Here is an 11,267-nt window from a genome sequence, read left to right on the forward strand (position 1 = left end):
ATGATGACGTTTTTGGACTTTCTGAAAAAACAGTCAGGATTGAGATTTCCTTCAGGCAGCCAATTTGAATATAGCAATAGCGCATATACAATACTGGGAAGGATTATAGAGGTTGTGTCGGGACAATCTTACAAAAGATTTATTCAGGACAAAATTTTTACACCTTTGAAGATGCGGCATTCTTTTGTCTACGATGCAGAGACCATTCCGCCTGCTGATAGGGCTAAAGCGTATGATGCGGATAAAAAACCGGATGATTATTATCTTTTGACTACCGGAGACGGAAGTATCTATTCTACAACCGGGGACTTGTACAAATTCGATCAGGCCTTAAGAAAACATCAGCTATTGAATGATGAAAATTCTAAGGAAATGTATAAGCTGCCGGCTTTAAAAGATGGAAAGCCCGGTCAATATGGTTTTGGATGGTATGTTTCAGATCAGGCAGTAATGCATACAGGGGGAGTAAATGGCTTCAGGAGTATCATGTGGCGGGATCTCGGAGCCAATACCTGTGTTATTGCACTAAGCAGCATGGGAGATGCTTTTCCGGTATATAAATTTCTTGATGAAGAAAAGAAAGTATTGAAAAGGAATAAGTAACTTAACTTTTATCATTCGATAGAAGTCTAAACCATAATATCCTGTAAACCTATTTATATTCCTGAGCGACTATTGCGGATAATGCATTGCCTTATCGATCTCAATCGGGTTATTATATTTTCTGATCACTTCCTGCATGCTTTTGGTCTGGGTGTTAAGTTCATCCACGTTCCGTATCTCCTTTCCGTTGATATTGATTTTTAAATCATTATTGCTCTTACTGAAATTGTTTCTTTCGAATGCAAACGGATCATTATAAAACTCCATAATCAATTTGTGTTTCTGCTTTTCATTAATGGGAATGGCTTTATTCCCGAAATTGGATTCCAGGAAGTCTTCAGTAGAAAAGGTATCGGGAAGCTTACGGATTTTTACCAGGTTATAGATAAAGTTTTTCTTGGTATCAGACAATTCGAATATTAAACCTGGCAATCCGCGGAACTTAAAAGGTCCCTCACTGAAGGGAATATCTTTACAAAACCAGGCTGTCCAGTTTCTTCCTCCAAACCGGGTAGTGGCTTTTTGTAAGGTGTAACCTTCTGTCTTTTTCGTTTCATCTAAAATGTTCCAGTTGATTTTGTCCGTTGTTTTAAAAGAATAATATCCGTTTTTGATGTTGATGTAATTTTCATTATCAAAAGAATTGATTTTTCTTTTCACTACCTGTCCGGTCATATCCGTATAGCTTGCATTCATTCCAAACTTCTTGTTTAAAGAGTCTCTGATTGCAAGATCCTGACCGTAGAACTTCACCTCCCTGGGGCCGATATCCAGAATCATATTGAGCTTTTCATGACCAGTTTCTGTTGAATCCATTTTATATTGCAGCTGATAAATAAACCGATGCGTTTGGGATTGCATTATAATAGTAATGAACAGGGCAGATAAAGTGAAAACAATTTTCATATATTCTTATTTGAAATAAAAATATAAAAACTATCCGATATACCAATGTGTATTTCTGTGAATATGAGTGTTTTAACAAAATAATTGTCTTGCTCTACAGAAAAGGTTTCATTTCATCTTCAATTTGGGTTCTCAGTTCCATCAGGCGTTTGGCGTACTGCTCCTGCTGTTTTTCCTCTTCTGTAGTAGGAATCCATTTAGGGACCGGAAGCTTTTTACCGTTTTCATCTACGGCTACAAATACAATAATGCAATGTGTTTTTTTATCAAAAGTTGGCTGTTTCAGGTTTCTGGAGAAAACATTGATGGCAATATGCATACTTGAAGTTCCGGTGTAGATCACCTGTGCGTCTACTTTTACAACTTCACCGATTTTAATAGGTTCATAAAACCGTATTCCTCCTACATATACTGTCACTGAATAATTTCCACTCCATGTTGTTGCACAGGCATAACCTGCCTGGTCAATCCATTTCATAACGCTTCCGCCATGTACATTTCCTCCGTAATTAACATCTGAAGGCTCTGAAATAAACTGAAACGTAATAGGTTTGTTCTGCATCTTTATAAAATTTGAATAAAGTTATTTAATAATTTCCAAAGTTTTAGATTAAATCCTACTTTTGGAGACGAAATGACGTTGAAATAAAATGACAATAATTAATAAATTTAAGAATAATGAAGAAAGTATTTTATCTTAATACCTGTGATACCTGCAGAAAGATTTTAGCACAATTTGACCTTACAGATTGGGAACTTCGGGAGATTAAGAAAGAACCCATCACGAAAGAAGAGCTTTCTGAAATGCATAAAAGAACAAAATCCTATGAAGCACTGTTCAGTAAAAAATCTACCCAGATCAAGCTGAGGGGACTGGATGTAAAATCTTTAACTGAAAAAGATTTTAAAGAATTATTACTGGATCATTATACCTTCTTGAAAAGGCCTGTTTTCCTTACTGATAAAGAGATATTTGTAGGTAATGATAAGAAGAATGTGGAGGCTTTACAGGAATTTTTTGGTGTAAATTAAATCTGTTTCACCTGTAAATCATTTGAAATTGAAGTGTAAAGCTGCCATAATAATTTTTTGTTTTTTGAATATGTACATCAATGCCCAAAAAAAGGCTGTTCAAAAAAAGGAAGAACGTACTCAGATAAAAGCATTGGACACATTAAGCTACCTCAAGGCTTTTGAAACCAATAAAAAAGAATACATAGGAAAAAAATTCTCCTATTTATTAGGCAAAATGGATAAAATCCAGCCTCAGACGGTTTGGAGTGTTCCCAATGCAAAAGATAGTATGGTGGTGGCAAAGTCCTTATTCAGATTTTACGATACCAATTATCCTATCATGAATGAGGTAAAGATGCTGATTACCTGGGAAACCGGACTGCCTTTTAAAACAGTGAATTTTAACAACAGCAGGAACAAATTCTATTTTTCCACATCTGAAAGGCTGTTTTATGGTAATAAGATTGTAAAAAATATCCTGGTTTACCGGTAGAGGCATTCATTAATGCTTTATCAAAAATATAAGCAGTTCCTGAATTGTATGGAACTGTTTTTTTGTGTAGTAATGATTTGGTTTACAGTTGTTAAAGTTGTTTTTTTATGACAATTAATTTTATCTTTATGGTCACCAAAAAAATTATAGTATGAAAAAAGACTTTTTAAAAACAAAAAACCTGGACAGATCAACGTTGAAACAGATCAATGGCGGTATTCTGATACCTGCATGTACAATCCTTTGCGGACCTGGTGGAGGAGTAATTTCTACTAAGCCGGGAGTAGGGGATGCCTGTAACCCCGACAGGTCAGTCTGCTGTATCTGTTACTAAACGAAAAAAGAGATTGTAGAAATACAATCTCTTTTTTATGCTATCTGAAAATCCTTATACAAAAGGAGCTTTTACTACTTTTGCAGGAATATTCTTATTTCTTACCTGGATGAAGATTTCAGAACCCAGTTTGAAATAAGGTTTGTCTACATAAGCAAGTCCTAAACCTATTTTTTTCATCGGAGACTGTGTTCCTGAAGTTACTTTTCCGATAATGTTTCCTTCTGCATCCACAACAGGGTAATCATGTCTTGGAACCCCTTTATCCTGAAGCTCAAAGCCTACAAGTTTTCTGGTAACCCCTTCCTCTTTTTGCTTGGCAAACACATCTTTAGAAACAAAATCTTTGTCAAACTTGGTGATCCATCCCAGCCCCGCTTCAATTGGAGAGGTAGTATCATCAATGTCATTTCCGTACAGACAGAATCCTTTTTCCAGTCTTAAAGTATCTCTGGCAGCTAATCCGCAAGGAATAATTCCTTCTGCTTCACCTGCTTTGATGATTTCATCCCAAAGTTTTTCTGCGTGTTCATTGCTGAAATAAATTTCAAAACCCCCGCTTCCTGTATATCCTGTGTTGGAAATAATAACGTTGTTTACTCCGGCAACACTTCCTACTGTAAAATGATAGTAAGGAATTTCTGAAAGATTTACTTCCGTAAGTTTTTGAAGAATCTCCGTAGCCTTAGGGCCCTGGATAGCCAGCAATGACATCTCATCAGAAGCATTGGTCATTTTAGCTCCGAAAGTATTGTATTTTGAAATATGATTCCAGTCTTTATCAATATTTGAAGCATTCACAACCACGAAGTATTTGTCATCCTCCATTTTGTAAACGATAAGATCATCCACAATTCCTCCATTCTCATTGGGAAGACAAGAATATTGTGCCTTACCGTTTTCAAGAGCATCTACATTATTGGTAGTTACCAGCTGTAAAAGATCTTTCGAGCCCGGGCCTTCAATGAAAAACTGTCCCATATGGGAAACATCAAATAATCCTGCTTTTTCTCTTACTGCAAAATGCTCTTCCGTTACTCCTGAATATTGTACAGGCATTTCAAAACCTGCGAAAGGTACGATCTTAGCTCCCAAAGAAACATGTTTGTCGTACAAGGCTGTTTTCTTCATATTTAATTTTTATTTCTTTATTTTAAAACTGTTAAAAGTCTCATTAAACAGGGTCATATAGTTTCCGTTCCAGAATTTCTGGCCACAATTGATTGTTACCAGATACAGGGCCTTTTCTTTTTGAAAAGCTTTGGTAACCCAGAAAAGCTTTTCTTTTTCATCAAAATATTCGTAGAAATATTCTGTATACCCTTTTTTACTTTTGTTTTCTTTTACTTTATTTTCAGAATCCTGGGATTTATAAAGGGCCAGAATAAATTTTTTTCATTTCTTCTTTCGGAAGATTCAGATCGTGGTATTCGGAAATAGTAATGGCTCCGATTTCATTGGTAGGAAAGATATTGACAATGTCACTGTCATTGGTAGATTTCCAGCCTTCCGGAACATTGATAGAATAGTTGGGACTGTCATAAACTCCTGTTTTTTGAGCAAAGAATAAACTTCCCGATACCAATGCAAAAGCGAGTATTATTTTTTTCATCATTAAAAATGGTGTTTATATTCTTCAAGAATGATTTTGAACCATTCTGTAAAATTTTCGGGGTGGGCAGCTATTTCCCGGTCCAGGTTTTCAAGGGAAATAAACCTTATTTCTTCTACTTCATCTTTGTTCAGGTGAAATTCCGATTCATAGGTGCCTACAAATACATGGTCCAGCTCGTGCTCCCAAAGGCCGCCTCCTACATCCGCCTTATAAATGAAACTGAATTTTTCTGAAAGTTCCGCATCAATACCCAGTTCCTCTTTCAATCTTCGACGGGCACCATCAAGATAAGTTTCCCCGTCTCTCGGATGCGAACATACAGCATTGGTCCATTGGTTGGGAGAATGATATTTTCCTGATGCTCTTTTCTGGAGAAGCATTTCACCTTTACCATTGAACAGAAATACAGAAAAAGCACGATGCAACAGGCCATTGATGTGAGCCTGCTGTTTTTCCATCAGCCCCAAAACTTTATCTTCAGGATTTACTAAAACTACAAATTCTTCCATTTCTACAAATGTAAGCGTAATAAATGTATTTTGGAAATTTTTAGATAAACATCATGTTTTTTACCATAAAACTGGGAAAACTGAGAAAGTAAAAAACGGTCTGGCTTTCCGTCTGGTAATTTTTGTAAAAATCATATTTGTTTTCATCCATTCAAATGAAAAATTTTAACTTTATGTGCTAAAACGATGAAATAAATGTTTATATTATTCTTTGAATGTCAATTTTTATAGTAAAATTTTAACATAAGCTAAGATTAATATACCTGATATAGGTAAAAGCACTAACTTTGTTACTTAATATTTAGTAATGGAATTAGAGTACATAGAACACATCAGTCCTGTTCTCAAGGATGGAATAAAAAACTACTTAATAGACATAGACGGAACCATTACCGATGACGTTCCTAATGAAGAACCGGAAAGAATGGTTACCTGCGAGCCCTATCCCGATGCATTGGAAACGATCAATAAATGGTATGATGAAGGACATCAGATCTGTTTTTTTACTTCAAGGACCGAAAATCTGAAACAAATTACAATAGATTGGCTGGATAAGCACGGGTTTAAATACCATAGTGTGCTCTGCGGAAAACCAAGAGGCGGAAATTACCACTGGATAGATAACCACCTGGTAAGAGCTACAAGATACAAAGGAAGGTTTACAGATCTTGTAGAAAAGCAGGTAACTATTGAAGTATTCAAAGAAGACGGAGAATAAAATATATATCAAGGATTTAAAAAATTAGAATAAAAGGGAATCTCCCGATAAGTTTTAATTTTTAAATCTTTTCAATTTTAAATATACTTGTATTTATGAAAGTTTTAGCAAACGACGGCCTGGATCAATCAGGAATTGATGCATTAACAGAGAAAGGCTTTGAAGTCATTACTACGAAAGTTCCGCAGGAATTTTTGGTAGATTACATTAATGAGCATAAAATCCGTACTTTACTGGTAAGAAGTGCAACACAGGTAAGGAAAGATATTATTGACGGTTGTCCTTCGATTGATATTATCGGAAGAGGTGGAGTAGGCATGGATAATATCGATGTGGATTATGCAAGAGAAAAAGGAATTCATGTAATCAATACTCCGTCGGCTTCTTCGGAATCGGTTGCTGAACTTGTTTTTGCCCATTTGTTTTCCGGAGCAAGATTTCTTCAGGATTCCAACAGAAAAATGCCTTTAGTAGGAGATACAGAATTTGCTGCCCTTAAAAAAGCTTATACTGCCGGCATTGAACTGAGAGGGAAGACAATCGGAATTATCGGTATGGGAAGAATAGGACAGGAAGTGGCAAGAATTGCTTTGGGACTGGGCATGAGAGTAGTGGCAGCTGATAATAATGTAGGAAGAGCCAGCATCAAAGTAAAATTTTATAATAATCAGTTTATCAATGTAGATATAGAAACGGAACCTTTACAGGACGTTTTTAAAACATTCAGATTTTATTACATTGCATGTTCCGGCTCAGAAAGACGGATATATGATTGGAAAAAATGAATTTGAGTTGATGAAAGATGGGGTTGCTATTGTAAACTGCTCCCGAGGAGGAGTAATAGATGAGGTTGCCTTGATTGAAGCTCTTGATTCCGGTAAAGTGAAATTTGCGGGACTGGATGTTTTTATTAATGAACCTACTCCGTCTAAAGCTGTTCTTACCCATTCCAAAATCTCTCTCACTCCCCATACAGGGGCCTCTACTCTTGAAGCCCAGGATAGGATAGGACTTTCCCTGGCAGAGCAGATTTCGAGTATCTTACAAATTCATTAATTACAATATAAAGCTGTCTGTTTTTGAGGCAGCTTTTTTTTTTCGGTTCATCATTCTGTTCAGCCTGTAACAGATACTGATGTGATCGGTTTTCATATTGAATGTTTTGTAGTTCCTGCCCCGAATATTTGTGGTTACGCTGGGATGACTGATCCGGATCCGGTAACAAAGAATGAAATTCATGCAGAAACAAAAAATAAAAACCGGAGAAGTAAGAACTTTTCCGGTATTATATTGATCAATGCCAATTAATGGCAGTATTATTTATTGTTTATTTTTTAAAAGGTCTCTGATCTCAGCCAGCAATTTCTGCTCTTCTGTAGGCCCAGCCGGAGCAGGCTCCTCTTTTTTACTGATCTTGTTTGCCCCTTTAATGAGCCAGAACAATACCATAGCGATACACAGAAAACTGATTACTGCAGAAAGGAAGTTTCCGTAAGCCACTCCATTCCATGACAGCTTGGAGATGTTTTCTGCACCAGCTGCCTTTAATGCAGGGTTTAGAAGCAAAGGTGTAATAACATCTTCTACCAAAGACGTCACAATTTTACCGAATGCTGCACCAATGATAACACCGACCGCCAGATCAATTACATTGCCTTTAAAAGCAAACTCTTTAAATTCCTTAATAAATCCCATAATTTATATTTTTTTAGTTGTATTTACACAAAAATAAAATTAAAAAAATGTAAAAAACGCTACTTTTTATAGTTTTTTATTCTAAAATGCTGGATTTTATTTTAATTTTATATTAGATATTTTAATGAAAATCGTCTTTTTATATTAATCTTTTATGCCATTAATGATGAGCCTTTAATTTTATTATTGAGGTAGTATTGTAATTAAAAATCTTTTGTAATTTACTTAAAAGCTAATTTTTCTTATGAAAGTTTTTACTGCAGAACAAATACGCAACTGGGATCAGTTTACCATTTCCCAGGAACCTGTCTCTTCCGTTCAGCTGATGGAAAGAGCCTCTATGGAAGCTGCCCACTGGATTTCTGAAAATGCCAAGAACACAAGGAAAATGGCCCTGTTCTGTGGGAACGGCAATAATGGCGGAGATGGACTGGCTATTGCGAGAATGCTTTACATGAAAGGATTTGATGTAGATGTATTTGTAAACGATCCTAAAGGAAAATTTTCTGAAGATGCATTGCTGAATCTTAAAAGGCTTCGTGACATCTCAGGAATTACTGTTAGAAAATTCAGTGAGATGCCTCAATATGGTTTTGATGATAAAACGATTATCATTGACGCGTTGTTGGGGACAGGATTGTCAAGACCCTTGGAAGGAATATATAAAATGCTTGTTGAGGAACTAAACGAAAAGAAAAATACCAGGATATCAATAGATGTTCCCTCCGGATTATCTGCCGATATGATGTTTGATAATAGCACAACAGTCCTGAAAGCAGATTATACTTTAAGTTTTCAGTGTTGGAAAAGAAGTTTTCTTCATCCTGAAACAGGAAAATATACCGGAAAAGTTGTGGTTTTAGATATTGGATTAAGCGAAAAATATAAAACTATTACAGAAACCCCTTATTTTGTAATTGATGATCTGCTTATAGAATCTGTTTTTAAACCCAGATCCGATTTTTCCCATAAAGGAAATTATGGGAAGGTGGGAATTATCGGGGGAAGCTACGGGAAAATTGGAGCAGCTGTGCTTGCTACCCGTTCAGCCCTGAAAGCCGGAGCGGGATTGACATTCACTATAGCTCCACAATGCGGGTATGAAATATTACAGACTACATGTCCTGAAGCAATGTTTATCGAAGGAGGTGAGAATTATGTAAACGATTTTAGTGAAGTTGAAGGAATGACCTTGGGAATTGGACCGGGCTTAGGAACCCATGAAGAAACAGAAGCCGGTCTCATCAAACTCCTGAAAGATAATCGGATGCCCCTGGTACTGGATGCAGATGCGCTGAATATTATTTCAAAAAAACAGAAAAATATCCGGCTGATCCCTGAAAAGACAATAATCACTCCGCATCCCAAAGAATTTGAAAGATTGTTTGGAAGTACAGAAAATTCTTATCAACGGCTGGAACTTGCAAAAGAAAAAGCAAAGGAACTTCGTGTCTATATTGTTCTCAAAGATCATCATACACAGATTATTACCCCGCAGGGAAATGTTTTTTATAATATTACCGGAAATGCAGGGCTGGCAAAAGGCGGAAGCGGAGATATCCTTACCGGGATTCTGACCTCACTTTTAGCACAAGGATATTCTGAGGAGGAAACCTGTATTTTAGGCGTCTGGCTGCATGGAAAGGCTGCTGATTATGCTTCAGAAAAGCACTCAAAAGAATCAATGCTTCCCACGGATGTAATAGATGAGCTTGGCGCTGTTTTTATAGAGCTTAATAATAAAAAATTCCTGTGATATAAAATAAAAAAGGCAAATTCGCGGTTGCAAATTTGCCTTTTTTGTACATATTACTTTATCTGCACCTTATTCAGGTTTTTCGTTTTCTGCCTGGGTAATTCTGAATTTCTTTGAAATAATCATAATGATCACTCCGGCAATCATAAACGGTATAGAGAGAACCTGTCCGGTATTTAAGCCTCCGATTTGAATAAACTCATCACCCTGAGGTTCTTTCAGGAATTCTACAAAGAATCTGATCGCCCAAAGAATAATGAAAAACAATCCGAATAACCATCCCTGCTGGTATTTTTTATCTGTTTTTCTATATAAAACCCATAATAAAATGAAAAGAAGGATGTAGCCTATAGCTTCAAACAGCTGGCTCGGGTAGCGCGGTACTGTGAGTCCGTATTCACTGCTTTGTTGTGGGAAAAGTAAAGCGAAAGGAGAATTAGGATCTGCCGGTTTCCCTACAATTTCGGAATTGAAAAAGTTCCCCATTCTCACAAATGTACCTCCCAAAGCTACTACGATACCTAATCTGTCATATACCCAGAACGGATTTTTCTTAATGATTTTAAAAGAATAGTATAAGGTGGTGAAAATTAATGCGATAGTAGCTCCGTGGCTTGCCAGTCCTGAAAATCCTGTAAACTTTAATCCGTTTTTTGTACTGATGGGTAAAAATACACTCCAGAAATCTTCTTTAAACAATTCCGGCTGGTAAAAGATAACGTGACCTAATCTTGCTCCAAGGATAGTTCCTATTAAAGTCCATGTAAAAAGTGGTTCCAGATATTTCTGGTTGACATTATCGATTTTAAAGATTCTGGTCATTACAATATAACCAAAGCCAAAAGCAAAAACAAACATCAAACTGTAAAAGTGCAGGGTGATAGGTCCCAGCTGAATTCCTTTTGAAGGGTCCCAGATCTTAAAGGGGGTTTTTAGTTCCACTTTATCAGAAGAAGCAATAGGTTTTGGCAACTTTACGGCATATTTGAACTCTTTTATATTGTCCTGGGTAACAGGAGTATCCAATAATTTAAAATCCTTATCAAACAGTTGATATTTTAAATCCCTGAATTTGGCCAGGGTAGCTGCACTGTAATTAAAATAAGCCGGTTCAAAGCCGGATTCATTCAGAATTACCACAAGGCTGTTTTTATCTGCTTCCTTGTCCGGAAAAGCATTAAGATCTCCAATTTCTGTCGTAGAATAGATTTTTACGGGTGTATTATTTCCGTTGATTTCTAATGTACCGTCAGATAAGCCTCCTGGATATTGCTGGGCAAAAAGGCACTGGGTAATCAATGCAAATATGGTGAGGTAAATTCTGAAAAAAAAAGTATTCATTTTTCTATTGATTTAATAGTTTGTTATTGCTTTTTATGATGAGGAGGCACCGGATCATATCCGCTTCCGCCCCATGGGTGACATCTCAAAATTCTTTTAACTCCCAGCCAGAACCCTTTAAATATACCATGGACGCGAAGCGCTTCCAGCATATAATGTGAGCAGGTAGGTTCGTAGCGGCAGTTTTTAGGAAGTAACGGCGAGATGAACCACTGGTAAAATTTGATCAAAATTACCAACGGGAATGTGATGATTTTATTGAATGTAAGTTTCAAAACAATGC

The 11,267-nt window shown here is 36.5% G+C and carries 15 protein-coding genes and 1 pseudogene; 8 read left to right on the top strand and 8 right to left on the bottom strand.

From position 1 onward, the window contains the following. Entirely contained in the window at positions 1–603 is a 603-nt protein-coding gene (locus tag HX13_RS25820; RefSeq protein WP_262483594.1) for a serine hydrolase domain-containing protein, read from the top strand. Positions 604–672: 69 nt separating this feature from the next. Here HX13_RS25820 and HX13_RS21150 read toward each other — a convergent pair whose 3' ends face one another. Both HX13_RS21150 and HX13_RS21155 read right to left on the bottom strand, forming a co-directional pair. Then, a complete protein-coding gene (locus HX13_RS21150; RefSeq protein ID WP_128572552.1) occupies positions 673–1,509 on the bottom strand; it encodes a GLPGLI family protein in 837 nt (278 codons plus the stop codon). A 94-nt stretch (positions 1,510–1,603) separates the two neighbouring features. Further along, the gene (locus HX13_RS21155) at positions 1,604–2,071 is read right to left on the bottom strand and encodes an acyl-CoA thioesterase (protein WP_050022683.1); all 468 of its coding nucleotides are present in this window, start codon (positions 2,069–2,071) and stop codon (positions 1,604–1,606) included. Between the two features lie 116 nt (positions 2,072–2,187). Here HX13_RS21155 and HX13_RS21160 point away from each other — a divergent pair, with 116 nt between their 5' ends. From HX13_RS21160 to HX13_RS21170, 3 genes are all read left to right on the top strand, one after another. Continuing rightward, on the top strand, positions 2,188–2,541 hold the full coding sequence (locus HX13_RS21160) for an arsenate reductase family protein (RefSeq protein WP_082129202.1): 354 nt from the start codon (positions 2,188–2,190) through the stop codon (positions 2,539–2,541). 64 nt (positions 2,542–2,605) lie between these two features. Continuing rightward, a complete protein-coding gene (locus HX13_RS21165) occupies positions 2,606–3,016 on the top strand; it encodes a hypothetical protein (protein WP_128572553.1) in 411 nt (136 codons plus the stop codon). Between the two features lie 151 nt (positions 3,017–3,167). Beyond that, positions 3,168–3,350, top strand: coding sequence for a hypothetical protein (locus HX13_RS21170; protein WP_050022686.1), 183 nt, complete (start codon positions 3,168–3,170; stop codon positions 3,348–3,350). Positions 3,351–3,404: 54 nt separating this feature from the next. Here HX13_RS21170 and gcvT read toward each other — a convergent pair whose 3' ends face one another. From gcvT to idi, 3 genes are all read right to left on the bottom strand, one after another. Next, positions 3,405–4,481: a glycine cleavage system aminomethyltransferase GcvT gene (gene gcvT / locus HX13_RS21175; protein WP_050022687.1), complete on the bottom strand. Its 1,077-nt coding sequence runs from the start codon at positions 4,479–4,481 to the stop codon at positions 3,405–3,407. Between the two features lie 238 nt (positions 4,482–4,719). Continuing rightward, positions 4,720–4,965 (bottom strand): hypothetical protein, encoded by a 246-nt coding sequence (locus HX13_RS25205; RefSeq protein WP_238555601.1) that lies wholly within the window; start codon positions 4,963–4,965, stop codon positions 4,720–4,722. Continuing rightward, positions 4,965–5,474 (bottom strand): isopentenyl-diphosphate Delta-isomerase, encoded by a 510-nt coding sequence (gene idi, locus HX13_RS21185; RefSeq protein ID WP_050022688.1) that lies wholly within the window; start codon positions 5,472–5,474, stop codon positions 4,965–4,967. Before idi ends, HX13_RS25205 begins: the two co-directional genes overlap by 1 nt. A 307-nt stretch (positions 5,475–5,781) precedes the next feature. On the opposite strand from idi, the gene HX13_RS21190 reads away from it, so the two are divergent. The 3 genes and pseudogenes from HX13_RS21190 (at position 5,782) to HX13_RS22685 (ending at position 7,500) form a co-directional block, all read left to right on the top strand. Beyond that, on the top strand, positions 5,782–6,192 hold the full coding sequence (locus HX13_RS21190) for a phosphoheptose isomerase (RefSeq protein ID WP_050022689.1): 411 nt from the start codon (positions 5,782–5,784) through the stop codon (positions 6,190–6,192). 95 nt (positions 6,193–6,287) lie between these two features. Continuing rightward, positions 6,288–7,248: pseudogene (locus HX13_RS21195) on the top strand (D-2-hydroxyacid dehydrogenase). A gap of 81 nt (positions 7,249–7,329) precedes the next feature. After that, positions 7,330–7,500: a hypothetical protein gene (locus HX13_RS22685; RefSeq protein WP_157837480.1), complete on the top strand. Its 171-nt coding sequence runs from the start codon at positions 7,330–7,332 to the stop codon at positions 7,498–7,500. 12 nt (positions 7,501–7,512) lie between these two features. Here HX13_RS22685 and mscL read toward each other — a convergent pair whose 3' ends face one another. Then, the gene (gene mscL, locus HX13_RS21200) at positions 7,513–7,887 is read right to left on the bottom strand and encodes a large conductance mechanosensitive channel protein MscL (RefSeq protein WP_050022690.1); all 375 of its coding nucleotides are present in this window, start codon (positions 7,885–7,887) and stop codon (positions 7,513–7,515) included. A gap of 244 nt (positions 7,888–8,131) precedes the next feature. On the opposite strand from mscL, the gene HX13_RS21205 reads away from it, so the two are divergent. Beyond that, positions 8,132–9,643, top strand: a complete 1,512-nt coding sequence (locus HX13_RS21205) for a bifunctional ADP-dependent NAD(P)H-hydrate dehydratase/NAD(P)H-hydrate epimerase (protein ID WP_050022691.1) — start codon at positions 8,132–8,134, stop codon at positions 9,641–9,643. A gap of 69 nt (positions 9,644–9,712) precedes the next feature. On the opposite strand, the gene lgt is transcribed toward HX13_RS21205, so the two are convergent. Next, a complete protein-coding gene (lgt, locus tag HX13_RS21210; RefSeq protein ID WP_410493170.1) occupies positions 9,713–10,585 on the bottom strand; it encodes a prolipoprotein diacylglyceryl transferase in 873 nt (290 codons plus the stop codon). Between the two features lie 422 nt (positions 10,586–11,007). Then, a complete protein-coding gene (gene yidD, locus HX13_RS21215; protein WP_050021438.1) occupies positions 11,008–11,259 on the bottom strand; it encodes a membrane protein insertion efficiency factor YidD in 252 nt (83 codons plus the stop codon). Between the last annotated feature and the right edge of the window lie 8 nt (positions 11,260–11,267).

This window comes from Chryseobacterium sp. P1-3 (genome assembly GCF_000738495.1).
GTDB lineage: Bacteria > Bacteroidota > Bacteroidia > Flavobacteriales > Weeksellaceae > Chryseobacterium > Chryseobacterium gallinarum.

Bases quoted from the DNA above. Each gene is read 5' to 3' on its own strand.
- HX13_RS21160 (WP_082129202.1), top strand. From the start codon at position 2,188: ATGAAGAAAGTATTTTATCTTAATACCTGTGATACCTGCAGAAAGATT.
- idi (WP_050022688.1), bottom strand. From the start codon at position 5,474: ATGGAAGAATTTGTAGTTTTAGTAAATCCTGAAGATAAAGTTTTGGGG.
- mscL (WP_050022690.1), bottom strand. From the start codon at position 7,887: ATGGGATTTATTAAGGAATTTAAAGAGTTTGCTTTTAAAGGCAATGTA.
- HX13_RS21150 (WP_128572552.1), bottom strand. From the start codon at position 1,509: ATGAAAATTGTTTTCACTTTATCTGCCCTGTTCATTACTATTATAATG.
- HX13_RS21205 (WP_050022691.1), top strand. From the start codon at position 8,132: ATGAAAGTTTTTACTGCAGAACAAATACGCAACTGGGATCAGTTTACC.
- HX13_RS25205 (WP_238555601.1), bottom strand. From the start codon at position 4,965: ATGATGAAAAAAATAATACTCGCTTTTGCATTGGTATCGGGAAGTTTA.
- gcvT (WP_050022687.1), bottom strand. From the start codon at position 4,481: ATGAAGAAAACAGCCTTGTACGACAAACATGTTTCTTTGGGAGCTAAG.
- HX13_RS21155 (WP_050022683.1), bottom strand. From the start codon at position 2,071: ATGCAGAACAAACCTATTACGTTTCAGTTTATTTCAGAGCCTTCAGAT.
- HX13_RS21190 (WP_050022689.1), top strand. From the start codon at position 5,782: ATGGAATTAGAGTACATAGAACACATCAGTCCTGTTCTCAAGGATGGA.
- HX13_RS25820 (WP_262483594.1), top strand. From the start codon at position 1: ATGATGACGTTTTTGGACTTTCTGAAAAAACAGTCAGGATTGAGATTT.
- HX13_RS21170 (WP_050022686.1), top strand. From the start codon at position 3,168: ATGAAAAAAGACTTTTTAAAAACAAAAAACCTGGACAGATCAACGTTG.